The organism is Spinactinospora alkalitolerans, from assembly GCF_013408795.1.
In the GTDB taxonomy this organism is placed as follows: domain Bacteria; phylum Actinomycetota; class Actinomycetes; order Streptosporangiales; family Streptosporangiaceae; genus Spinactinospora; species Spinactinospora alkalitolerans.
In genome coordinates, this window is record NZ_JACCCC010000001.1 from 3067474 (window position 1) to 3089438 (window position 21965).

Consider the following 21965-nt stretch of genomic DNA (forward strand, 5'->3'; position numbering starts at 1 on the left):
ACCAAGAACGGCTGTTGCCTGGCCGTTGCCGAGGGACACGACGTGCAGGAACGACCGAACACGCCGGCGTGCGAGGTTATCCGGCGTAGCGTTCGCGGAGTTCGTGCTTGCGGATTTTGCCGCTGGCATTGCGCGGAATCTCGTCGAGGACGAAGAATGATTTGGGAATCTTGTACTTGGCGACACGTTCGGCGAGGAAATCGACCATGTCCTGTTCGGACAGGCGGACACCGTTGTCGAGGGTGACGGCGGCGCGGCCGACCTCACCCCACTTCTCGTCGGAAACGCCGAAGACCGCGCACCCGGCCACTCCGGGCATGTCCAGCAGCGTGGCCTCCACCTCGGCCGGGTAGATGTTCTCCCCACCGGAGATGATCATGTCCTTCATCCGGTCGACCACGGCCACGAAGCCGTCCTCATCGGCCACCCCGATATCCCCGGAACAAAACCACCCCCGCTCGTCGAAGGCGTCGGCGGTAGCATCCGGGCGGTTCCAGTAGCCGCTCGTGACGTTAGGTCCACAGATCCGGATCTCGCCGCGCTGCCCGGGTTCGACCGGCTCACCCGAGGGATCGACCAGGGTGACGTCGGTGAAGAAGTGGGGGACACCGGCGGTGCCCAGTTTCCGCTCGACGTTGCCGGGGGTGAGGACGAGCGCGCCGGGTCCGGTCTCGGTCAGGCCGTATCCCTGGCAGAGCTTGACGCCACGCTCGGCATAGGCGTGCAGGGTACGCGGGGGGACCGGCGCGGCGGCGACGATCATCCGCCGGATCGACGATAGGTCCGTGGCGTCCCAGTTCGGATGACTGGTAAGGGCGTCGCACATCGTGGGTGCGCCGAACATGTAGGTGATGCCCGCACGCTCGATCACATGCAGGACCCGCTGCGCGTCGAAACCTTCCTCGATGCACACGGTCCCGCCCTTGAGCAGGGTGGGCAGCGCGACGAAATCCAGCGCTGCGGTGTGGAACAGCGGCGCACACACCAACGAGACCTCGTCGCTGAGCAGGTCCAGGTCGATGACTGCGTTCATCGCCGAGAACACGATGTTGCCGTGGGTGAGCACCACGCCCTTGGGGCGTCCGGTGGTGCCCGAGGTGTACATGATGAAGCAGGGATCGTCGTGCGAGACCGGCTCGTCGAGGCGCTCGGTGCCCGAGCGGGCGATGATTTCCTCGTAGCCCACCGCGTCGTCGTCGGGCTCGCCGTCAACGACGACGCGCTGCGGAGTTCCGGCCTGTTCGGTGGCGGTGACTGCGACCTCGGACAGCTCGGCGGAGTGGATCAGTACCGTCACTCCCGCGTCCTGGAGGGAGTAGACGATTTCAGGTGTGGTCAGGCGCGCGTTGAGGGGGACGAAGATCATCCCCAGTAGCCCCGAGGCGAACAGCGCCTCGAGGTAGGAGGGATGGTTTCTGCTCAGCAGGGCCACCCGGTCTCCCTTACCGACCCCGAGTTCGCGCAGGGCATGGGCCAGGCGTGTCACCCGCTCGTCGAGCTGAGTGTAGGTCAGGCTCTGCTCGCGGAATGTGATCGCGGTCTTGTCCGGAGCTAGCCGGACCCTGCGGTAGGGCCAGGACCCCACACCTTCGTTGCGCATGCTGGGTTCTCCTTGCGGGAAAGGTGGATCACTCCCGGGTCAATTTGCGGCCGATGATTTCCTTCATGATCTCGGTCGTGCCCGCGTACAGCGTGCTGCCGCGACAGTCCAGGTAATCCTTGGCGACGTCGTATTCGGTCATGAATCCGTAGCCGCCGTGCAGTTGCAGGCAGCGGGTGACGACCTTCTGCTGCAGTTCGGTCACCCACCACTTGGCCATCGCTGCGGTGACCTCGTCGAGCTTTCCGTGCGAGGCGTCGAGAACGCACCGGTCGACGAAGGTCTGGGCGATCTCGATCTCGGTGGCCAGTTCGGCGAGGTAGAAGCGATTAGCCTGAAAATCGGCGATCCGCGTGCCGAAAGCGGTGCGGTTACGGGTGTGGTCCAGGGCCTGCTCGAAGGTGCGCCGCATCGCCGCCATCGCCGTGACCGCCACGCTGAGCCGCTCCTGCGGCAGATTGCCCCGCAGATAACCGAATCCCTCGTTCTCTTCGCCGAGGACGTTGGCCCTGGGCACGCGGGCGTCGTCGAAGACGAGCTCGGCGGTGTCCTGCGCGGACAGGCCGACCTTGTGCAGCGGGCCGCTGCGGGTGAACCCGGGGGTGTCGGCCTCAACCAGCACGATGCTGAAGCCCTGCCGGCCGGCAGCGGGGTCGGTGCGGGCCACGACGAGGAAGACATCGGCGGTCATGCCGGTGCTGACGAAGGTCTTGGCCCCGTTGAGCACCAGCTCGTCGCCGTCCGATACGGCCGTGGTGGTCAGGGCCGCCAGGTCACTGCCCGCGCCGGGTTCGGTCATCGCCAGGGCACCGATGAGTTCGCCGGAGCACAGCGGAGCCAGCCAGCGCCGCTTCTGCTCGTTGTCGGCCAGAGAGGTCAGATAGGGGGCGACGAGGTCGTTGAAGCCGCTGAGGCTCATGGTCACCGCGGTGGCGCCCACCCGGCAGAGCTCCTCAATGAGCACGGCGTGGAACCGGAAATCGTCGATACCGCCACCGTTGTACTTCTCCTCGGCGCCGATGCCCAGCAGACCCAACTCACCGGCACGACGGTAGAGCTCGCGGTCGACGTGGCCCTGGCGGGCCCAGGCGTCCAAGTGCGGGGCGACCTCGCGTTCGGCGAACGCCCGCGCGGTGTCCCGGAACACCTCGTGGTCGGAGTCGAAGATCGTTCTGTGCAGAGCGGCCGGGTGCATGGCCCTCCTCTCCTCGGGGCGCCTCGATGGCCCGGTGGCGACACCACGGACAGTCTGGGCTGTCGAGCTCGCGCCATCGCGTCCCAGAATCTGCCTATGCTGCAGATCACAGGAGAACAGCAATCATTGATAATGTCAACCAAGGCAGGTATCAAGGATGTTGGCGCGGGTAGCTCGACACCAGGAATGCTTGAGTGCGGCGGTGGACCTGATGCCGACCCTGATACCGATAGCGATGCTGATCACCAGCACGGCCAAGACAATCACGTCGCGGCGCCGGCGGCGGCTGTCCAGCCACAAGACAGGACAGATCGGATCGCGACTCGAACGCGGGAGCGCTACGCGGCCATCCGTGCCTTGCTCGCTGAAGGCGTGGGCATAGCCACGCGAAACATGCAGGTTAGGTGTGACTGATGGTTTAGGTGCTGAGCCAGACGGGGGACGCTGGCCAAGGGGCAGGCTGACGTCGACCGCCGTCCGTTCGGGGAACCCCCACCGGACACCCGCTGAGACAGAGTCCGACGGGGCGTGGCCTGGACCTGCGGTGTCTCAGATACCTGGTCCGGTGAAATTCTCATTTGTCGGGGGCTAACCGTACGGTCGGCGACCATGAGCGCGACGATCATCGGCTACGCGCGCTGCTCCGCCGACGAGCAAGACCTCACCGCCCAACGCCAGCGCCTGGCCGAACTCGGCGTCAGCAGCGAGCGGATGTATCTCGACCCCGGCCTGACCGGAACCAAACGAGCCCGGCCCGGCCTCGACCAAGCACTCGCCGCGGTACGAAGCGGCGACACGCTCGTCGTGCCGAAGCTCGATCGACTGGCCCGCTCGGTGCCGGACGCTCGCGCCATTGGCGACGACCTCGCGGACCGCGGGATCAAGCTGTCGCTGGGCGGGCAGATCTACGACCCGGCCGACCCGATGGGCAAGATGTTCTCCAACATCCTGGCTACGTTCGCCGAGTTCGAGGTCGACCTCCTGCGCATGCGCACCCGCGAAGGCATGGCCGTGGCCAAGGCGAAGGGCAAGCTGTGCGGTAAACAGCCCAAGCTCAGCAAGAAGCAACAGGCCGAACTACGACGCATGCACGGCACCGGCGACTACAGCATCAACGATCTCGCTGAGCTGTTCTCGATCGGCAGGGCCACCGTCTACCGCACCCTGCAACGAGACCCGAACAGGCAAGCACGCTGACCTGCGATCAAGGGCTTAGCGTTCAATTTCTCCCGGTTCTTCCCCAGACCCCAGGCCATCCTGTCCCGCCGTGGCACCGCCGTCTCGACCACCGATCCCGGCGCCCCGGGCGCGCGGGCGCCGCGCACCGTCGCCGCCTCACGGCCCCCCGGCTGCGGGGACGGGGCGGCGCGCCGCGAACCTGCGGCCGCGGCGCCGGTACCAGGCGGCGAACAGGGCTACGGCCAGCAGCACCTCGGCCAGGTCGCCGCCGTAGTACATCAGCTTCGCGGCCTCGCCCATCGCCGCGGCGTGGTCGGCTCCCGGCGGCCAGGTGCCGGGGTAGGCGTAGAGGAGCTTGGCCAGCAGCGAGTGGGCGGCGACAGCGGCGAAGAGGACCGCGAGCCGGGTGGGTGTGCCGGGGCGGCGCGGCGCGGGGTCGGGGCCGGCCACGGCCCAGGCGAACAGGTATCCGGCGGCGAAGTAGTGCAGGTTGACCAGGGCGTGCACCGCCGGGGAGGCCTGCATGGCCGCGTAGACGGGGGTGAGGTGGACCAGGTAGAGGCCGCCGATGTCGAGCAGCAGGGCGGTGACCGGGTGGCCGAGCACGTGCAGCGCCCTGCTGCGCAGCAGCCGGGCGGCCCGGCGCCGCCACGCCGGCGCCATGGTGCGCAGCGCCAGGGTGACCGGCGCGGCCAGGACCAGCGCCAGCGGCGCGTACATGCCGATGACCAGGTGCTGGAGCATGTGGCCGCGCGGGTCGTGGTGGGCGCCCTGAACAACGGCCGGAGACAGGGCCGCGGCCAGCAGCACCACGCCGGCGGCGAAGGAGGCCGTGCGCAGGCCGCTCCAGCCCCGGGGCGCGCGCCGGGCGCGCCGCGCCGCGCCGGCGTAGACGACCAGGGCGGCGGCGAGCAGGACCAGGACCGGCAGCCAACCCACGACCGCGCCGCCGTGGTGGGCCGGGCTCACCGCGGCCGGGCCGTGGCGCCGGCGCCGGGGGCGCGGCGGGCCCACCAGGTCGCGGCCGCCCCGGCGACCAGCAGGAGCACGGCCGCGCCGTTCCACGCCAGGTCATAGGGCAGCAGGTCGACGCCGTAGCGGACCTGGTGCAGCCGCAGCACCTTGTGGTCGATGACGCCGTCGAAGAGCTGGAAGCAGCCCAGGCCCAGCAGCAGTCCCGCCCACGCGGCCCGGCGGTGCAGCGCACGGCGCCGGCACAGGTCGGCGAAGAGGAAGAAGCCCGCGACCAGCGCGATGAGTTCACCGGCGTGCAGCAGCCCGTCCGACAGCAGCGCCACCGCCGGGGTGGAGCGGTCGTAGAAGTGGTGCCAGGCCAGGATCTGGTGGAACACGATCTCGTCGACCGCGGCCATCAGGCCGATCCCGATCACGGCCGCGGCGGCCAGCGACCGGCCGAACCGCGCGCCCCCTCCCCCGTCGCCTCTCGCGGCGGCCATGGCGGCCCCCTTCCCTCTCCTCGCGCCGCGGCGGGAGACCCGTACCCGACCGGACACCCGGCGTCACCACCCGGCTGCCCACGGCGCAGGGAGGAAAACCTCGCCCGCACCGCACCGGATGCCGCCGTCGGCGCGGCTCCTCCTGCGAGGCCGCGCAGCAGGCACGACGGCCCGGGCGATCCGGCACTACGAGCAGGCGGGGCTGCTGCGGTCGCGGCGCGCCGACAGCGGCTACCGCGTCTATGACGAGGTGGCCCTGGTGCGGGTGCGCAACATCCGCTACCTGCTGTCGGCAGGGCTCACCCTCGACGACGTGCGGCACTTCCCGCCCTGCCTGGACGGCGACGTGGCCGCGGCCGATCCGGCCCCCGACAAGCTCGCGGTCGCGGCGCCTGAGGCTCCCCCGCCGGACCCGGCCCTGTCCGCAGCGAGGCGGCTCTGGAACCGAGCGTTGGCGGGGGCCTGTCATGTCCGCGCTGTCATCGGACGAAGGAGCCCATGCCCGGCTCGGTCCTGATCAGACCGGCCTCACGCAGCGCCTTCGTGGCTTTGCGGATTGTGAGTCGAGACACGCCGAACTCGGCTTCCAATGCCACTTCGGAGAGCCGGTGCCCTGAGGGGTACTCGCCGGATTCGATCCGTCCGCGGATCACTTCCTCGACTTGCCGCCACTTCGGTCTTGTCTCGTCGAACTCGATCACGTGCCGGACAGTACGCAGGAGCTGAACTGCAGGCATAGAAACAGACTTCAGTAGATATCTGTTTACAGGTTGGGTACGCTGCCATTACAGGAGACCCCGGCGACGGCTGCAACCGCCCCGGGGCACGGCCACCGAACACAAGGAGACCCGGTGACGACCACAACCCTATCCACCCCTGCCCGACGCCCGTACCTGCCCCGCCACGCCCGGCAGGCATCGATGGTCCGGCCCTACCTCCTGGCCCATGAGCAGCGCCGCCGGGCCGAGGACGCGCGCCGCACCGCCGCACGTGCCCGGCGGCTCGACGACGCCGCGGTGAGGGCGTGGTCGCGGTGGAGCTGACGCCGCAGGAACGCGATGCGCTCAAGGAGCTCCTGGACGACCTGATCGCGCTGACCGACGATCATGAGTTCTGGCTGGGTCGAGTCCGCGAGACGTCTTTGGAGCTTCGGGAGAGGATCGCCGGGATGGTCGAGGAGACCGACGGCCGAACGCACTGACCGGCCGACGGATGAGTCCCGGACCGCCGGAAGAGCCGGTCCGGGACCCCTCTTTCAGCCGCGCCCGATGTAGGGCATGGCGGTGGCGGTGATGGTGAGGAACTGGACGTTGGCCTCCAAGGGCAGGCCGGCCATGTAGCGCACGGCCTCGGCCGCGTGGACGGCGTCGAAGGTCGGTTCCGGGGCGAGGCCGCCGTCGGCCTGCAGGGTGCCCGCCGCGATGTTCGCGGTCAGCCCGGTGGCGGCGTTGCCGATGTCGATCTGGCCGCAGGCGATGCCGTGGCGGCGGCCCTCCAGCGAGATCGACTTGGTCAGGCCGGTGACGGCGTGCTTGGTGGCGGTGTAGCCGATGGAGCCGGGCCGGGGGGCGTGCGCCGAGACCGAGCCGTTGTTGATGATGCGCCCGCCCTGCGGATCCTGGCCGCGCATCATCGAAAACGCCTCCCGCGCGCACAGGAACGCGCCGGTGAGGTTGACGTCGACGACGCTGCGCCAGGCCTCGTCGGTGACCTCCTCCAGCGGGGTCGGCGGCGGCATCGCGCCGGCGTTGTTGAACAGCACGTCGACGCGGCCGAAGCGGTCGGCGACCGCGGCGAACAGGGCGCGCACCGCACCGGGGTCGCCGACGTCGGTCGGCGCCACCAGCGCCCGGTGGCCGTCCCCGCCCGCCAGCCGCACGGTCTCGGCCAGCGGGTCGGCGCGCCGCCCGGCCAGCGCCACGGCGTAGCCGTCGGCGAGCAGGGCCAGGGCGGCACTGCGGCCGATCCCGCTTCCCGCGCCCGTCACCACCGCGACGCGTTCGCGCACCGCCATTGGACACCCTCCCCTCCACGGCCGCCGGCACCGCTGGGACCGGGCGCCGCAGACGTCACCGCATGACCGGCCAGCCTATGGCACCGCGGCGCCCCGGACCCGCCCGCCCCTCCCGGGGCGGGCCCGCGCAGGCCGGAAGTGGTCATAGCACCACTGCACCCGCGGACGCGGTGGAGCAGAATTGGACCCGCGCACCGCGGACGCACCCGCGGGCGCGGCGGCGCGGACCACAGCGAGGGGAGCACCATGGCGGCCGAGGACTACCGGGCCGGACGCCTGCGGTTACTGGGCTGGTCGCTGTCCTTCGCCGGGCTGTCGCTGGTGGGTGTCGTGCTGCTGGTGCTGATGCTGGTCGCCGGCGTGCTGACGGCGGTGTGGATCGGCCTGCCGCTGCTGCTGCTGGCCGCCACACTGGTGCGGGGGCTGGCCAACGCGCACCGCTCGATGCTGGGGCGCTGGCTGGACGAACCCATCCCCTCCCCCTACCTGCCGCGGCGCCACGACGGCGTCACCGGCCGGGTCCGCTCACTCCTCACCGACCCGGCCACCTGGCGCGACGCGGCGTGGCTGCTGTTCAACGCCACCGTCGGCCTGACCGTGGTGCTGCTTCCGGCGGCGTTCCTGGCCAACGCCGTCAACGACTTCCTCGTGCCCTACTACTGGCGCTTCATCGGCGACGACGCCTGGTTCGGGCTGGTGCACGTCACCGACCAGACCGACACCTATTGGACCATCCCCCAGGGCTTGGCCTCGCTGCTGGTGTTCTGGCTGAGCGCGCCGCCGGCGCTGCGCGGCTACGCGCGGATGAGCCGCTGGCTGCTGGCGCCCACCGCCCGCTCCCTGCTGGCCGCGCGGGTGGCCCACCTGGCGACCTCGCGCGCCGACACCGTCGACGCCCAGGCCTCCGAGGTCCGCCGGATCGAACGCGACCTGCACGACGGCGCCCAGGCCCGGCTGGTGGCGCTGGGCATGAGCCTGGGCATGGCCGAGGAGATGCTGGCCAGGGACCCCGAGGCGGCGCAGCGGCTGCTCACCGAGGCGCGCGAGTCCACCCGCCAGGCGCTGACCGAACTGCGCGACCTGGTGCGCGGCATCCACCCGCCGGTGCTGGTGGAGCGCGGCCTGGACGGTGCGGTGCGGGCGCTGGCGGTCACCCAGCAGATGCCCATCGCCGTCGACATCGAACTGCCCGGCCGGCTGCCCGACCCGGTGGAGTCGGCCGCCTACTTCACCGTCGCCGAGCTGCTGACCAACGCCGCCAAGCACAGCCGGGCCGAACGGGCCTGGGTGCGCATCAACTGCGGCGAGGACCGCCTGGTCATGGTGATCGGCGACGACGGCGTGGGCGGCGCCTCGGCCGAGGACGGCACCGGCCTGAAGGGGATCAGACGCAGACTCTCGGCCTTCGACGGCGCGCTGCACGTGATGAGCCCGGCGGGCGGGCCCACGATCATCACGGTGTCGCTGCCGCTGGCCGAGTCCGTGCGGGCCTCGCACCGCCCGGCGTGACGAGGGTGCGGCGTGCGCCGCCGGCCGGGGGCCGGCGCGGGCGCGCAGGGGTTTACGATGACGGCGGGCGCGGCCGACCGCACGGGCGGCTCCGCGGTCCGCACGAACCTTGAGTGGAGCTGGCTGCTGTGCGCGTTGTCATCGCCGAGGACCTCGCCCTGCTGCGCGACGGGCTGATCCGGCTGCTGCAGGCCAACGGCTGCGAGGTGGTGGCCGCGGTGGAGACGGGCCCGCAACTGCACCAGGCGCTGCTGGAGCACCGCCCCGACGTGGCGGTGGTCGATGTCCGGCTGCCGCCGACCTTCACCGACGAGGGCCTGCAGGCGGCCATCGCGGCGCGGGCGCAGGTGCCGGGGCTGCCGGTGCTGGTGCTGTCCCAGCACGTCGAGCAGCTCTATGCCCGCGAGCTGCTCTCAGGCGGGGAGGGCGCGGTGGGCTACCTGCTCAAGGACCGGGTCTTCGACGTGGGCCAGTTCGTGGAGGCGGTGCGGCGGGTGGCCTCCGGCGGCACCGCCATGGACCCGGAGGTCATCTCCCAGCTGCTGGCCAAGCACACCGACGCCGGCCCGCTGGCCACGCTGACCGCCAGGGAGCGCGAGGTCCTGGGCGAGATGGCCGAGGGCCGCTCCAACTCCGCGATCGCCGGCCGGCTCTTCGTCACCGAGAAAGCGGTCAGCAAGCACATCAACAACATCTTCACCAAGCTGGACCTGCCGCCCTCGGCCGACGACAGCCGCAGGGTGCTGGCGGTGCTGGCCTACCTCAACGGGGGAAACGGCTGAGCCGCCCCACCGGGTCTTCCGTTCCCGCAAAACCCGCCGAAGAGGTGGGAGCGGTGCCGGCGCGGGGACGGTCCGCGCCGGCACCAGGTGGTGCCCCCTCGCGCCGCGCGCCCGGCGCGGGCCGGCTGCGCAGAGGGGACGGGGGAACGCTCTCCAGGTGTCAGCGGGGCCGCTCCGGCGGCACCTGCGGCACCTGTCCCGGCTGCTGCGGGGGCGCACCCAGCGGCGCCCCCTCGCCGCCGGGCCCGGTGGGGTCCTGGGGGACTTCGCCGCGGTAGCCGCCGGTGGCCGCGCCGCGGGACTCGACGAAGCGCGCGAAGCGCTGCATGTCGCCCTTGGCGCGCTGCTTGACGAGGCCGAGCTTGTCGCCGAGCTGCTCGACCACGCCTTCGGGGACGGCGTTGAGCTGCAGGGTGACCCGGGCGCGCTCGGGCTCGATCTTGTGGAAGGTGACGACGCCGGCGTGGGTGGCGCCGTCGGTGCTGCGCCAGGCGATGCGCTCATCGGCGATCTGCTCGGTGACGACGGCGTCGAACTCGCGGCGCCGCCCGCCGATGTCGATGACCCAGGAGGTGTGGGTGTCGTCCCTCTGGTGGACCCGGGAGACCCCCTCCATGAACTCCGGGAACCTCTCGAACTGGGTCCACTGGTCATAGGCCGTGCGCACCGGCACGTTGACCTCGACGGTTTCGATGACCTCGGACACGGTTGTCCCTTCCCTCTGGTCATAGGCCGTGCGCACCGGCACGTTGACCTCGACGGTTTCGATGACCTCGGACACGGTTGTCCCTTCCCTCTTTCGGCGCCGCGCGTCCGCCGCGTCGCCACCGGTACGGGACCCGGTGCGATGAGCGGGCCTGCGGCCCTGCCCGGGCGGCGGTGCGCGTCTGGGCTCACCGCTACCCGGGCAGGGCCGCGGTTAACGAAGCCGCACCACGGATTCGCGGCTCACCGCTGCTGACCTGCACCGCGGCCCTGATAAAGGGCTTCGATCTCCTCGGCGAAGGCGCGCAGGATCGCATCGCGGCGCAGCCGGCCCGAGGGCAGCAGCAGCCCGCTGCGGGGAGAGAACTCCTCGCCCAGGATGTGGAAGGCGCGCACCGCGGCCTCGGCCGGCGCGGCGGCGTTGGCCTGCTCCACGGCGCGCTGGATCTCCCAGCCCAGCTGGGGGTCCGCGGCGATCTCGGTGAGCGGGGTGGACAGCGGCCTGCTGTTGACCAGCCGCCAGTACTCCAACTGGTCGCGTTTGAGGGTGATCAGCGCGGTGGCGTAGGGGCGCCCCTGCGCCATCACCAGCACCTGGCTGATCAGCGGATGCTCGCCCAGCCTCGTCTCCAGTCCGGCGCACGCGGCATCGATGCCGCCCTCGACGGGCGCGGGCCCGGCCGGAGGCGCGGCCGGGGCGGCGGGCTGGGGGCCCGGCGCCTGCGCCGCGGCCGGTGCGGGCGCCGGGCCCCTCCCGGCCTCACCCGCCCCGGGGCCGGGGCCGGCGTCGACTTCGGGCCGCGGCCGCGGACGCGAGGGCCGCTCGTCGACGACGAGGTAGCCCTCGGAGTCCAGGCGCCCGAACACCCCGGTGGCCAGCCATCCGTCGCGCCCCGGGCCCGCCCCGGCCGCCCGGCCGTGGTGGCCGGCGAACACGGTCGCGCCGCGCACCAGCACCTCGGCCTCGCGGGAGAGCCGCACCTCCACGCCCGGCACCGGCCGGCCGACGGTGCCCACCCGCACCTCGCCTGGGGCGTTGAGCACGAACGCGCCGGTGGTCTGGACGGTGCCGAACCCCTGCAGCACCGGCAGCCCGGCGCCGCCGTAGAAGTGGGTCAGGCGCGCCGGCAGCTGCCCGCCGCCGACCACGATGAAGCGGACCCGCCCGCCCAGCGCCTCCTTGATCCGGGAGTACATCCACTCGTACATCACCCGCGACACCCGGCGCCAGGCGCCGCGGCGCCCGCTCTTGTCGAAGTCCACGGCGAGTTCGGTGGCGGCGTTGAAGGCGTTGAGGTTGTCCCAGCCCGACTCCTTGGCCTTGGCCTTCTCCACGGCATAGACCTGTTCGAGCAGGCGGGGCAGGGCCAGCAGCACAGTGGGGCGAAACATCCGCACCTCGCGCCGCACCTGCGCCCCTCGCTCACAGAAGCCCACGCGCACGCGCGCCATGACGCAGCCCACCAGCGCGCTGTGGCCGAACACATCGGCCAGCGGCAGGTGCATCAGCGTGCTGGCCTGCTCGCCGCCGGCCAGCAGCGGACTCAGGCGCTGGATGAGGCTTTCGGCGCCGGCGAGGAAGTTGCCGTGGGTCAAGACGCTGCCGGGCGCGTCGGGCGCGGTGGTGACGGGGTAGCTGATGGCGGCGGGGTCGGCGCGGGTGGTCTCGTCGCGGCGCAGCCGCACCGCCGAGCCGTCGATGTAGGCGCCGGGTTTGGTGACGGCCTCCAGACCCGAGTCGTCGGCCAGCCGCCAGGTGCGGCCCAGGTCGAGCAGTTCGTGCTGGATCTCGGCGATGGCCGCGGCGTGGCGGTCGCTCTCGACGACGGCGGCGGCGGGCCGGCAGTCGCGCAGGATGTGGTGCAGCCGGCGGCGCGAGCACGCCGGATGCACGGGCACCACGACGCCGCGCACCGCCCAGATCGCGAAGTTGACCAGGGTCCACTCATAGCCGGTGGCGCAGCCCAGCACGACGCGGTCGCCGGCGCCGACACCGGCGGCGATGAGGCCCTTGGCCACGGCGGTGACGTCGCGCAGGAACTCGGTGGCGTTGACGTGGTGCCACTGGCCGTCGGCCTTGCGGCTGAACAGGGGGGCCTGGGGCGCCTCGTGGGCGTTGTGGTAGACGAGTTCACCCAGCCCGCTGAGCTGGGGGGCCCGGGAAACGGGGGTGGACCGGGACTGGGGCATGCCCTGACTTCTCCTCCGCGCAGTAGGGGCCAGCAGCGCAGGCGCCGATCACGGTCCCCTCACACATCACCTGGATGTGCCCTACTGTGCACGCTGCTGTCACCGTTGGGCAACCGGGGGGCCGGCTGCGGTCGCCGCCTCAGACGGGCCGGGCGCCCTGCCGGTTCCCGGCCGCGCCCGGCCCGCACGGCGCTACAGCGCCGTGCGGGCGTGCCCGCGGGCCGCGGTCCAGGCGAAGACCAGCGCGGCCGCCACGCCGGTGGCCAGCATCACCGCGGTCATGCTGGCCAGGCTGGCCTCGCCGGTGGCGGTCAGCCCGGCGGTGGCGGCCAGCCCGCCGCCGAGCGCGAACTGCAGGGTGCCCAGCAGGGCCGAGGCGGTCCCGGCGACCTCGGCGGGCTGGCTGGAGATGGCCAGCGTGGTGGCGTTAGGCGAGATGAACCCGGTGCAGAACATCATCACGAACAGCACGGCGGTGACCGAGACCAGGTTCGCCTGCCCGCTCATGGCCAGGGCGGCCAGGGCCGCCACGGCGGCGACGCTGCCCGCCAGCCCGGCCAGCAGCCGCCGGGAGGTGTGCATCCGGGTGATGAGGGCCGCGTTGACCTGGGTGCCCAGCACCATGCCCAGCGTGTTGACGCCGAAGATCAGGCTGAACTGCTGGGCGGAGCCGCCGAACTCGTTCTGGGAGATGAAGGAGAACGCCGAGATGTAGGTGAAGGTCATGGCGAAGCTCAGCCCCAGGGTCAGGGTCGGGCCGAGGAAACGGGGGTCGCGCAGCAGGCGGGCGAACGTGCGCGCCATGGCCGCGGCCTGCAGGGGGCTGCGCTGGTGCGCCGGCAGGGTCTCGGGCAGGCAGAACAGCACCAGGGCGAAGCTGAGCAGGCCCGCGGCGCCCAGCACCGCGAAGATGAGCTGCCAGGGACCCAGCAGCAGCAGCTGGCCGCCCAGGATCGGCCCCAGCATCGGCGCCAGCCCGACGATCAGGATCAGCCGGGAGAAGAACTTGGCGGCGGCGTCGCCTTCGAAGGTGTCGCGCACCACCGCCCGGGAGATCACGGCGCCGGCCGCGCCGGCCAGGCCCTGGACGAACCGGATGGCGATGAGGGCCGGGGCCGAGGGCGCCACCACGCACAGCAGCGAGGCGACGGTGAACACGGCCACGCCGATCAGCAGCGGCCGCCTGCGGCCCCACACATCGCTCATCGGGCCGATCACCATCTGGCCCAGCGCCATGCCCACCATGACGGCGGTCAGCGTCAACTGGATCTGGGAGGCCGGGGCGTCGAGCTCGGCGGCGATCTGGGGGAAGGCGGGCAGGTAGAGGTCGGTGGCCAGCGGCCCCGTCGCGGTGAGGATCCCCAGGACGAAGACCAGCAGCGCCACGAAGCGCCGCCTGCGGGGGGCGGGGGCCGGGGCCGAGGCCGGGGAGCGCTGCACTGCGGGACGTACGGCGGTGTGCGTCATCGACTCTCCAGAACACACTCAAATGATGACGAAAAGGGCATAGAGGCATGCGTCAAGGCATGACAAGGATCCGGAGAAACCCGGAGACGGAGTATGCGGGGGAAGAAGAACGCGCCCCGCGACTCCGGGACACCCTGCCTGCAACACCGCACCCCGGGCACCTAGTCCCGGCCCGGCCGCCTTCCCGACGTGATGTGCACTACGGCCGCCCCGGCCCCGATCACACCCCCGAACCACACCCCGCCCCACCCGCCCGCGGCCCCCGCTGCGCACCCGGCACCGCCCCCTCCCCGGGCAGCGGCGGCCCCGGACACACCAGGAAAAAGACCGGGGCCGGCGCGCACCGCGCCGGCCCCGAAAAAGACAACGGGAAGCAGGTGAAGGTCAGGCCGCACTGCGGGCGTGCCCGCGCAGCGCCACCCCCACGAAGACCAGCGCCGCCACCACGCCCGTACTCAACATCACCACGGTCATGCTGGCCAGACTCGCCTCACCGGTGGCGGTCAGCCCCGCCGTGGCGGCCAGCCCGCCGCCGAGCGCGAACTGCAGCGACCCCACCAGCGCCGAAGCGGTCCCCGCCACCGACGCCGGCTGGCTGGAGATCGCCAGCGTGGTGGCGTTGGGAAAGACCAGACCCACGCTGAACATCATCACGAAGAACACCGCGGTCAAGGAGACCAGGCCCGCCAGCCCGGCCACCCCCAGCACCGCCATAGCCGCCACCGCCGCCAGCGCCCCGGCCAGGCCCGCCAGCAGCCGCCGCGACGTGCCCACCCTGCCGATCAGGGCCGCGTTGACCTGCGTGCCCAGGATCATCCCGACCGTGTTGACCGCGAACATGACGCTGAACTGCTGGGCCGAGGCACCGAACTCGTTCTGGGAGACGAAGGAGAACGCCGAGATGTAGGTGAACATCATGGCGAAACTCAACGCCAACGTCAGAGTCGGACCGATGAAACGCGGATCGCGCAAAAGCCGCCCCACCGTGGCCAGCAGCACCGAAGGACTCTGGGGGCTGCGCCGGTGCGCCGGCAGGCTCTCGGGCAACCCCACCAGCACCACCACGAAACTCACGGCGCTGACCACCCCCAGCACCGCGAAACTGAGCTGCCAGGGACCCAGCAGCAGCAACTGGCCGCCCAGAATCGGCCCCAGCATCGGAGCCAACCCCACCACCAGCATCAACCGGGAGAAGAACCGGGCCGCGGCGTCACCGTCGAACAGGTCGCGCACCACCGCGCGCGAGATCACCGCACCGGCGGCCCCGGCCACCCCCTGCACGAAACGCAGCACCACGAACACCCCCGCCGAGGGCACCAGCACACACAGGAACGAGGCGACGGTGAACACCGCCACGCCGATCAGCAGCGGCCGCCTGCGCCCCCAGGCGTCACTCATCGGGCCGATCACCATCTGGCCCACCGCCATGCCCACCATGACGGCGGTCAGCGTCAACTGGATGCGCGCCTCGGAAGCGCCCAGATCAGCGGCGATCTGAGGGAAGGCCGGCAGGTAGAGGTCGGTGGCCAGCGGCCCCGTCGCGGTCAGGGTGCCCAGCACCAGGACCAGCAGGGCGACCGAACGCCGCGGGCGGGCGGACGCATCGGCACCGTCGGCGGATCGGGGACGTAACACGGTGTGCGTCACTGCACTCCTCCACTGAAGAAAAAAGGGGCGAACGGCCGGGCGGACGGGAGCACCGGGCACCCCGACACAACAAGATCCGATGGTGGGACGCCTCACCCCGGGCGCGGCACCACCCGAAGGACACCCGGCCGCCACACTGCTCAACATCGCCGCAACCGCAGGCAATCCGCGCCCACCACCTCCACCGCCGTGATGTGCGTTACCCCCGGCCCCGGCCCCGGCAACCCCGACCCCGGCCGCCTCCACCCGCCCCCGCAAGGATTGCCCGCCACCCCAGCGGGGATGACCAGCAGACCGGCCGACCACACGCGAACGCACCGGCCCGCACCCGCCCCGACCACACAGGGCGCCCGCAAACAACACCGCACCGGCGAAAGGAAGCAGATGGCCGCCGAAACCACCCCAGCCCCGCCGTTCCGCGCCGACCACGTCGGCAGCCTGCTGCGCCCGCCCCAACTACTGCGCGCCCGCAGCGACCACGCCCGAGGCGCCATCGACGACGACCAACTGCGCCAGGCCGAAGACACCGCCATCCGCGACGCCGTGGCCATGCAGGAGGAGATCGGGCTGCGCGCCGCCACCGACGGCGAATTCCGCCGCTCCTCCTGGCACATGGACTTCATCTACGCCCTGGGCGGAGTCACCAAGGCCGGCCAGGACCTCACCGTCACCTTCCACAACGCCGACGGCGACATCGAATTCACCCCCGCCGCACTCAAGATCGACGCCCCCCTGCGGCTGGAACACACCATCTTCGCCGACGCCTTCCGATTCCTGAGCCAGACCACCACCACGGCCACGCCCAAGATCACCATCCCCTCCCCCAGCATGATCCACTACCGGGGCGGCCAGGCAGCCATCGACCCGGCCGTCTACAGCGACATCGAACAGTTCTGGGCCGACCTCTCATCGGCCTACGCCGCCCAGATCCGCGGCCTGGCCGACCTGGGCGCCCGCTACATCCAACTCGACGACACCAGCCTGGCCTACCTCAACGACCCCCGCGAACGCGCCAGAGCCGCCCAACGCGGCGACGACGCCGACCACCTGCACCAGCGCTACATCGCCCAGATCAACGCCGCCCTGCACAACCGGCCCCCGGGCGTGCGCTTCACCACCCACATGTGCCGCGGCAACTTCCGCTCCTCCTGGGTCGCCGAAGGCGGCTACGACTTCGTCGCCGAGGAACTGTTCACCCGCCTCGACGTCGACGGCTTCTTCCTGGAGTTCGACGACGCCCGCTCCGGCACCTTCGCACCCCTGCGCTACGTCCCCAAAGGCAAACAGGTCGTACTGGGACTGGTGACCACCAAACGCGGCGAACTGGAATCCAAGGACGAACTCAAACGCCGCATCGACGAAGCCGCCAAACACGTCCCCCTGGACCAGCTGTGCCTGTCCCCCCAGTGCGGCTTCTCCTCCACCGTCGAAGGCAACGCCCTCACCCACGCCGAACAGGTCGCCAAACTCCGCCTCATCGTCGAGACCGCCCACGAGGTGTGGGGCTGAGCACTCCCGACCGGGCACCCCGGTGGCCGGGGCACCCACCACGCGGCCTCCCCGGCCACCGCTCCCGCACAGCCGGCGCCTCAGGCCGCCGCGGCCCGGTTCAACGCCCCCAAGTGGCGGCGGCCCAGCACCAGGATCGCCATCCCCACCACACAGCACAGCGCACCCACCACATACGGCAGCGCCGGATCCACCTCCTCACCCAGCTTGGTGGCGACGAACGGCGCGAGCGCACCACCCAGCCAGCGCACGAAGTTGTAGCCGGCCGAGGCCACCGGACGCGGAGCATCGGAGACCTCCGCGAAAGCCGTCGCCCACACCGACAACGGCTGGCGCCACACCCCCGCGCCGGACCGGCCCGGGCCGCGATCGGATCACGGCGCGTCAATGCCGCTGGACATGGCTGTCCGCCACCTTTCGGTCAAATCGGAGAAATCAGAGAACGGGCGCCCGCCGCGAGCCCCCGACGCCCTCAGCGATCGGCGCAGATCTTGGCCAGGACCGGCAGCGCCGCGGCCACCGCGGCGCGCTCCCGCGACGTCAACGCCTCCAGGCACTCACTCAGATAGGCCACGCGCGCCGCCCGCCCGACCCGCAGCAGCTCCGCACCGTGCGCGGTCAGCTCCACGGCCACCGCACGGGCGTCGTCGGCGTCACCGCCACGGCTCAGCGCCCCGGCCTCCTCCAGCCGCGAAACGTGAGCGGTCATGGTCGGCGTGCGCACGCCGTGCTCGCGCGCCAGCGACGTCACACGCCGCGGCCCCCGCTCCAACGAACCCAAAATCGCCAACTGCTGAGCCGAAACGGCCTGATCGGCCGAAACCCGGCGCAGCAGCAGGACCATGTCACGCAGGACCAGGGAGAACTCCTGGGCCACCTCACGGGACTCCTGGGAAGGTGATCGCACCCCGCCAGCATAACGTTAGCTAGCCTAGCTAACCAAATCGCCGACCGGACCCCCGCACCAACCCGGAACCCGAGAAAAACCGCCGCGACCACAGAAGCCGCGAACCGCATACGGCCACTCGCGCGCTCAGACCGACACCGACCACCCCTGCCTGCGCCACACCAGCGCAGCCGACACCGGATGCCCCCGAAACCGCTCCCACTTCGGCTTCACCGCCAACCAGCGCTCATCCACCACACCCTCACGCATCTCCACCAGCGACCACCCCGCACCCACACCGGCCATCACATGCTCACTCAACAGATGAACATGCGTCGTGATCGCAACCGACTCCCCCGACCCATCGGTGAAATGCGTCGGCATCCCCGACGCCATGATGAAATGCGGATGGAACACCACCAGCACGAACAACGCCCCCGGCTCACCCAGACGCCCCGCCTCCGCATACAACGGCCCCAGATCCGCCAGGTGCTCATCGATCAAACACGCCACCACCAGGTCATAAGCACCACCCGAAAGCCCCGTCGCCACCACATCGGCCTCAACCAGGCGATCGTGCACACCCCTGGACCGCGCGACCCCCAACATCTCCGGCGTCAGATCGACACCGTCCACCGACGCCACACCCCTGGACCGCAACCAGGCCCCGGTCCTGCCCGTACCACACCCCAGATCCACCGCGCGACGCACCGAACCCCACGACGGCTCCACCAGATCCTCAAGGAGGGCGACATCCATCGCATCCTCCACCGTCTGCTCATAAGTACCGACCCACTGCCCGTAGCCGGTCCGCACGTCCACCATCCGATAACCACGCGAGTCGAAATCCGCAAAACGCACCATGCGCTCAAGCTAACAACGGCCCCAACGGCCACTCCAGACGTTTTCACCCCCCCAACCACCCCGCCCACCGTCCACCCGCCCCCACCACTGCCCTAAGCTGACGACGTGCTCCCAGAGGCGACCGCCACCCGCTACGTCACACCGCTACGCGAAGGCGGCTCCCTCCCCGGCCTCGTCGAAGCCGACGACCTCGGCATGTACGTCGTCAAATTCATCGGAGCCGGCCAAGGACGCAAAACCCTCATCGCCGAGATCATCGCCGGAGAACTCGCCCGCCGCCTCGGCCTGCCCGTCCCCGAACTGGCACTGATCCACCTCGACCCCGTCATCGGACGCGCCGAACCCGACCCCGAGGTCCAAGAACTCCTCAAAGCCAGCGGCGGCCTCAACCTCGGCATGGACTACCTGCCCGGCTCACTGGGCTTCGACCCGCTCGTCTACGACACCGACCCCCGCCTCGCCGGCCGCATCCTCTGGTTCGACGCCCTCGTCGACAACGTCGACCGCACCTGGCGCAACCCCAACATGCTCCTCTGGCACGGCCGGCCCTACCTCATCGACCACGGGGCCACGTTGATCTTCCACCACAACTGGAAGGGCGCGGCCAGAGCCGTCACCCGCGACTACGACGCCTCCGACCACGTCCTCATCGACGCCCACCCCGACCTCGCCGCAGCCGACGCCGACCTCGCCCCCCGCCTCACCCCCGCCCTGCTCCACGAGGTCACCGCACTCGTCCCCGACGAATGGCTCGTCGACGAACCCGGCTTCGACGGCTCCGACGCCGTCCGCGACGCCTACGTCAGCCACCTGCTCGCCCGCGCCAACGACCGCACCTGGCTCCCGGAGGTGCACTGATGCGCGACGTCTTCGAATACGCCCTGCTGCGCGTCATCCCCCGCCTGGAACGCGGAGAGGCCATCAACGCCGGCGTCATCCTCTACTGCCAACCCCGCTCCTACCTCGCCGCCCACTGCCACCTCGACACCGAACGGCTGCGCGCGCTCGACCCCGACGCCGACATCGACGGCGTCCGCCGAGCCCTGCACGCCGTGGAACTCGTGTGCCGGGCGGCCGAGGACGCCGGCCCCACCCGCCACGAGGACGCCGGCCGACGGTTCCGCTGGCTGACCGCCCCCCGCAGCACCATCGTCCAGCCCGGCCCCATCCACACCGGCCTCACCGACGACCCCGACGCCGAAGCCCGCCGGCTGCTCGAACTCCTGGTGCACCACCCCACCACCCAACGCCCGGCCCACCGCTGACCCGCCGTACCGGCGCAGGGCCCCGCCGCCGGGGCCGGAGCGTTACCGCAGACCTCTGCCCGCAGGTCGGCGGGCGGCCCGGGCGGCGATTCCTCTGTGACGGGTGCGGCGTAGCCGCTTCGATTTCTCTGTTTCGATCAGTTTTTCAAACAAAAAAGCGGCTGCCTTTACAGCGTAGATTTATAAGAGGTCAATCGCAGCAGCAGCAGTCACAGCAGTTGCAATCGCAGCAATCGCAACAGCTGCAGTCCGTGCAGCACCCGTCGTAGGGCCTCCCCGACCACGGGCCCGGATACGACTCCCGACAGCAGAACTGGCACGTGCTCGCCATGAACACCGCGACCCCGCAGCCGACCAGCGGCCCCCGGCGCTTGGGAGGGTCGTAGAGCTTGGGGTACTTGTAGTCGAAGCCGCAGCACGAATCCCCGTTCCCCTCGACGTAGGGCCGCCTCCCGCCGGACCCCCCTCCCCCGCCGTGGTGGCGGCCGCCGCCGTAGCCGCCCCCGCCTCCGTGGTGACCGCCGTGCGAGCCTCCGTGGCCGTGCTGGAGCGGAGGCCCCTGCGGCGGCGGCACCTGACCGTGCCGCTGCGGGTGCGGGTGCCCGTGCCGCGGGTACCGCTGCGGCTGCCCCGAGGGGTGGGAGTCCCGGCCCGGCCCCTGCGGCGGCGGATGCCCGGCCCGGGCGAAGGTCCGAGCCACCGCGCGCTCCAACTCGTGTACCAGCAGCGCGTGCACCAGCCTGCCGTCGGTGAAGTCCGCCTCCTCCAGGGCCAGCCGCACCCCCAGCACCGCGTCGTCGCAGAGCCGCCGCACCTCGGCGACATCGGCATCCGTCGCGGTGATCGGGTTCCAGGCACCGCTGCGGCGGTCCTCCTCCTGGTCCTCGACCGCGTCGAGCAGGTGCGCGACCCGACCGAACAGCCGCCCCGCCTCCCCCAGCGGCGCCTCGTTGCCCGCCCGCCGGGCCAGCGTCGCGGTGTGCGCGAACGCCTGCGCCGTCGCTTCCTCCGTGGGCGCGGTGACGGCGAGGACGCCGGTACCGGGCCCGGCCGCCTCCTCCACCTCGCGCTGGCGCTCCATGACCGACAGCAGCACACCGCTGTCGAACCCCAGGTCCGATCCCGACTTTCGCGCCTGCCCGGCCCACCGGTTCGCGACCCGCCGCGCGACACCGCGCACCGGCCGACGCGCATAGGCTCCGTCACCGTCGCTCACGTGGTCGTCGACCTTGGCCGAAGCCAGCATCAGCGACACCGCCGCGGCCAACCGGGCGCCCTCCCCTTCGGCCACCTCGGCGCGGCGCATCCCCCGCAGAGGACACGGCCCCGCGGCGCGCCTGCCCGCGTCCGGCGCGGACTGGGCCGCCACGAGCGCAGAGATGACGAGACCGTCGTAATTGGTGGCCACGCGCGCCATCTGGCCGTGGTCGTCGCGCAGTGCCAGGCACAGCCCGCACAGATGGGACATCCACGCAGGGGCCAGATCCCCGAGCACGTGCCGGCAGGGACGCAGGATTCCGAACAACGCTACAACCGCTTCCCGTCAATGATCATGAAAATCGGACGGGGATACGATGCCACGCGCTCCCGTCCGGTTCCGTCCGTTTCGACGGCGCCGCCCCGCCCGCGCGCCCTCCGGAGGCGAGGGGGGCGGCACCGCCTCCAGTGGCCGGAAAAACCGGTTGCCCGGGGCGCG

24 protein-coding genes are annotated in these 21965 nt (G+C 71.3%); 10 read left to right on the forward strand and 14 right to left on the reverse strand.

All coding sequences use genetic code 11. The annotated features are described in order from the left end of the window. Positions 1 to 76: 76 nt before the first annotated feature. Positions 77 to 1600, reverse strand: coding sequence for an acyl-CoA synthetase (locus HDA32_RS13625; protein ID WP_179643538.1), 1524 nt, complete (start codon positions 1598 to 1600; stop codon positions 77 to 79). A gap of 28 nt (positions 1601 to 1628) precedes the next feature. Continuing rightward, a complete protein-coding gene (locus tag HDA32_RS13630; protein ID WP_179643539.1) occupies positions 1629 to 2795 on the reverse strand; it encodes an acyl-CoA dehydrogenase family protein in 1167 nt (388 codons plus the stop codon). 96 nt (positions 2796 to 2891) lie between these two features. Here HDA32_RS13630 and HDA32_RS13635 point away from each other — a divergent pair, with 96 nt between their 5' ends. Together HDA32_RS13635 and HDA32_RS13640 are read left to right on the forward strand one after the other, a co-directional pair. Further along, complete coding sequence (locus HDA32_RS13635) at positions 2892 to 3209, forward strand: hypothetical protein (protein WP_179643540.1); 318 nt, start codon at positions 2892 to 2894, stop codon at positions 3207 to 3209. A 195-nt stretch (positions 3210 to 3404) separates the two neighbouring features. Then, a complete protein-coding gene (locus HDA32_RS13640) occupies positions 3405 to 3992 on the forward strand; it encodes a recombinase family protein (RefSeq protein ID WP_179643541.1) in 588 nt (195 codons plus the stop codon). Positions 3993 to 4130: 138 nt separating this feature from the next. Here HDA32_RS13640 and HDA32_RS13645 read toward each other — a convergent pair whose 3' ends face one another. Both HDA32_RS13645 and HDA32_RS13650 read right to left on the reverse strand, forming a co-directional pair. Further along, positions 4131 to 4943, reverse strand: coding sequence for a cytochrome c oxidase assembly protein (locus HDA32_RS13645; RefSeq protein WP_179643542.1), 813 nt, complete (start codon positions 4941 to 4943; stop codon positions 4131 to 4133). After that, positions 4940 to 5431, reverse strand: coding sequence for a DUF2243 domain-containing protein (locus tag HDA32_RS13650; RefSeq protein WP_179643543.1), 492 nt, complete (start codon positions 5429 to 5431; stop codon positions 4940 to 4942). Before HDA32_RS13650 ends, HDA32_RS13645 begins: the two co-directional genes overlap by 4 nt. 118 nt (positions 5432 to 5549) lie before the next feature. On the opposite strand from HDA32_RS13650, the gene HDA32_RS13655 reads away from it, so the two are divergent. Continuing rightward, positions 5550 to 5948: a MerR family transcriptional regulator gene (locus HDA32_RS13655; protein ID WP_179643544.1), complete on the forward strand. Its 399-nt coding sequence runs from the start codon at positions 5550 to 5552 to the stop codon at positions 5946 to 5948. On the opposite strand, the gene HDA32_RS13660 is transcribed toward HDA32_RS13655, so the two are convergent. After that, positions 5911 to 6132 carry a GntR family transcriptional regulator gene (locus tag HDA32_RS13660; protein ID WP_179643545.1) on the reverse strand — a complete coding sequence of 74 codons (222 nt, stop codon included), beginning with the start codon at positions 6130 to 6132 and terminating at the stop codon, positions 5911 to 5913. The genes HDA32_RS13655 and HDA32_RS13660 overlap by 38 nt on opposite strands. Positions 6133 to 6282: 150 nt before the next feature. On the opposite strand from HDA32_RS13660, the gene HDA32_RS13665 reads away from it, so the two are divergent. Beyond that, on the forward strand, positions 6283 to 6474 hold the full coding sequence (locus HDA32_RS13665; RefSeq protein WP_179643546.1) for a hypothetical protein: 192 nt from the start codon (positions 6283 to 6285) through the stop codon (positions 6472 to 6474). Further along, on the forward strand, positions 6465 to 6632 hold the full coding sequence (locus HDA32_RS13670; protein ID WP_179643547.1) for a hypothetical protein: 168 nt from the start codon (positions 6465 to 6467) through the stop codon (positions 6630 to 6632). Before HDA32_RS13665 ends, HDA32_RS13670 begins: the two co-directional genes overlap by 10 nt. A 54-nt stretch (positions 6633 to 6686) precedes the next feature. Here the strand turns inward: HDA32_RS13670 and HDA32_RS13675 are convergent, their stop codons facing one another. Next, positions 6687 to 7445 (reverse strand): SDR family oxidoreductase, encoded by a 759-nt coding sequence (locus HDA32_RS13675; RefSeq protein WP_179643548.1) that lies wholly within the window; start codon positions 7443 to 7445, stop codon positions 6687 to 6689. A 246-nt stretch (positions 7446 to 7691) separates the two neighbouring features. Here HDA32_RS13675 and HDA32_RS13680 point away from each other — a divergent pair, with 246 nt between their 5' ends. After that, a complete protein-coding gene (locus tag HDA32_RS13680) occupies positions 7692 to 8954 on the forward strand; it encodes a sensor histidine kinase (protein ID WP_179643549.1) in 1263 nt (420 codons plus the stop codon). A gap of 128 nt (positions 8955 to 9082) precedes the next feature. After that, positions 9083 to 9736: a response regulator transcription factor gene (locus tag HDA32_RS13685; RefSeq protein WP_179643550.1), complete on the forward strand. Its 654-nt coding sequence runs from the start codon at positions 9083 to 9085 to the stop codon at positions 9734 to 9736. A 160-nt stretch (positions 9737 to 9896) separates the two neighbouring features. On the opposite strand, the gene HDA32_RS13690 is transcribed toward HDA32_RS13685, so the two are convergent. From HDA32_RS13690 to HDA32_RS13705, 4 genes are all read right to left on the reverse strand, one after another. Next, positions 9897 to 10517, reverse strand: coding sequence for an SRPBCC family protein (locus tag HDA32_RS13690; RefSeq protein WP_312863179.1), 621 nt, complete (start codon positions 10515 to 10517; stop codon positions 9897 to 9899). A 167-nt stretch (positions 10518 to 10684) separates the two neighbouring features. Continuing rightward, the gene (locus HDA32_RS13695) at positions 10685 to 12631 is read right to left on the reverse strand and encodes an AMP-dependent synthetase/ligase (RefSeq protein WP_179643551.1); all 1947 of its coding nucleotides are present in this window, start codon (positions 12629 to 12631) and stop codon (positions 10685 to 10687) included. A 192-nt stretch (positions 12632 to 12823) separates the two neighbouring features. After that, positions 12824 to 14098 (reverse strand): multidrug effflux MFS transporter, encoded by a 1275-nt coding sequence (locus HDA32_RS13700; protein WP_179643552.1) that lies wholly within the window; start codon positions 14096 to 14098, stop codon positions 12824 to 12826. A 384-nt stretch (positions 14099 to 14482) separates the two neighbouring features. Next, positions 14483 to 15745 (reverse strand): multidrug effflux MFS transporter, encoded by a 1263-nt coding sequence (locus tag HDA32_RS13705; protein ID WP_376766959.1) that lies wholly within the window; start codon positions 15743 to 15745, stop codon positions 14483 to 14485. Positions 15746 to 16129: 384 nt separating this feature from the next. Between HDA32_RS13705 and HDA32_RS13710 the strand changes: the two genes are divergently transcribed. Then, positions 16130 to 17254: a 5-methyltetrahydropteroyltriglutamate--homocysteine S-methyltransferase gene (locus HDA32_RS13710; RefSeq protein ID WP_179643554.1), complete on the forward strand. Its 1125-nt coding sequence runs from the start codon at positions 16130 to 16132 to the stop codon at positions 17252 to 17254. Between the two features lie 80 nt (positions 17255 to 17334). On the opposite strand, the gene HDA32_RS13715 is transcribed toward HDA32_RS13710, so the two are convergent. The 3 genes from HDA32_RS13715 to HDA32_RS13725 all read right to left on the reverse strand — a co-directional run bounded on the left by HDA32_RS13715 (position 17335) and on the right by HDA32_RS13725 (position 19004). Continuing rightward, the gene (locus HDA32_RS13715) at positions 17335 to 17574 is read right to left on the reverse strand and encodes a hypothetical protein (RefSeq protein WP_246334337.1); all 240 of its coding nucleotides are present in this window, start codon (positions 17572 to 17574) and stop codon (positions 17335 to 17337) included. A gap of 152 nt (positions 17575 to 17726) precedes the next feature. Then, positions 17727 to 18161: a MarR family winged helix-turn-helix transcriptional regulator gene (locus HDA32_RS13720; protein WP_312863180.1), complete on the reverse strand. Its 435-nt coding sequence runs from the start codon at positions 18159 to 18161 to the stop codon at positions 17727 to 17729. 126 nt (positions 18162 to 18287) lie between these two features. Beyond that, on the reverse strand, positions 18288 to 19004 hold the full coding sequence (locus tag HDA32_RS13725) for a class I SAM-dependent DNA methyltransferase (protein WP_179643555.1): 717 nt from the start codon (positions 19002 to 19004) through the stop codon (positions 18288 to 18290). 195 nt (positions 19005 to 19199) lie between these two features. Here HDA32_RS13725 and HDA32_RS13730 point away from each other — a divergent pair, with 195 nt between their 5' ends. Beyond that, a complete protein-coding gene (locus HDA32_RS13730) occupies positions 19200 to 19862 on the forward strand; it encodes a HipA family kinase (protein WP_218883052.1) in 663 nt (220 codons plus the stop codon). Further along, the gene (locus HDA32_RS13735; protein ID WP_179643557.1) at positions 19862 to 20269 is read left to right on the forward strand and encodes a DUF3037 domain-containing protein; all 408 of its coding nucleotides are present in this window, start codon (positions 19862 to 19864) and stop codon (positions 20267 to 20269) included. The genes HDA32_RS13730 and HDA32_RS13735 overlap by 1 nt, the downstream gene beginning before the upstream one ends. Before the next feature lie 190 nt (positions 20270 to 20459). On the opposite strand, the gene HDA32_RS13740 is transcribed toward HDA32_RS13735, so the two are convergent. After that, positions 20460 to 21794: a DUF5685 family protein gene (locus HDA32_RS13740; protein ID WP_179643558.1), complete on the reverse strand. Its 1335-nt coding sequence runs from the start codon at positions 21792 to 21794 to the stop codon at positions 20460 to 20462. Positions 21795 to 21965: the final 171 nt, after the last annotated feature.

Coding starts and splice junctions, on each gene's coding strand:
- HDA32_RS13625 (WP_179643538.1), bottom strand. CDS start 1,600: ATGCGCAACGAAGGTGTGGGGTCCTGGCCCTACCGCAGGGTCCGGCTA.
- HDA32_RS13630 (WP_179643539.1), bottom strand. CDS start 2,795: ATGCACCCGGCCGCTCTGCACAGAACGATCTTCGACTCCGACCACGAG.
- HDA32_RS13635 (WP_179643540.1), top strand. CDS start 2,892: ATGCTGCAGATCACAGGAGAACAGCAATCATTGATAATGTCAACCAAG.
- HDA32_RS13640 (WP_179643541.1), top strand. CDS start 3,405: ATGAGCGCGACGATCATCGGCTACGCGCGCTGCTCCGCCGACGAGCAA.
- HDA32_RS13650 (WP_179643543.1), bottom strand. CDS start 5,431: ATGGCCGCCGCGAGAGGCGACGGGGGAGGGGGCGCGCGGTTCGGCCGG.
- HDA32_RS13655 (WP_179643544.1), top strand. CDS start 5,550: ATGCCGCCGTCGGCGCGGCTCCTCCTGCGAGGCCGCGCAGCAGGCACG.
- HDA32_RS13675 (WP_179643548.1), bottom strand. CDS start 7,445: ATGGCGGTGCGCGAACGCGTCGCGGTGGTGACGGGCGCGGGAAGCGGG.
- HDA32_RS13680 (WP_179643549.1), top strand. CDS start 7,692: ATGGCGGCCGAGGACTACCGGGCCGGACGCCTGCGGTTACTGGGCTGG.
- HDA32_RS13695 (WP_179643551.1), bottom strand. CDS start 12,631: ATGCCCCAGTCCCGGTCCACCCCCGTTTCCCGGGCCCCCCAGCTCAGC.
- HDA32_RS13700 (WP_179643552.1), bottom strand. CDS start 14,098: ATGACGCACACCGCCGTACGTCCCGCAGTGCAGCGCTCCCCGGCCTCG.
- HDA32_RS13710 (WP_179643554.1), top strand. CDS start 16,130: ATGGCCGCCGAAACCACCCCAGCCCCGCCGTTCCGCGCCGACCACGTC.
- HDA32_RS13725 (WP_179643555.1), bottom strand. CDS start 19,004: ATGGTGCGTTTTGCGGATTTCGACTCGCGTGGTTATCGGATGGTGGAC.
- HDA32_RS13730 (WP_218883052.1), top strand. CDS start 19,200: ATGTACGTCGTCAAATTCATCGGAGCCGGCCAAGGACGCAAAACCCTC.
- HDA32_RS13735 (WP_179643557.1), top strand. CDS start 19,862: ATGCGCGACGTCTTCGAATACGCCCTGCTGCGCGTCATCCCCCGCCTG.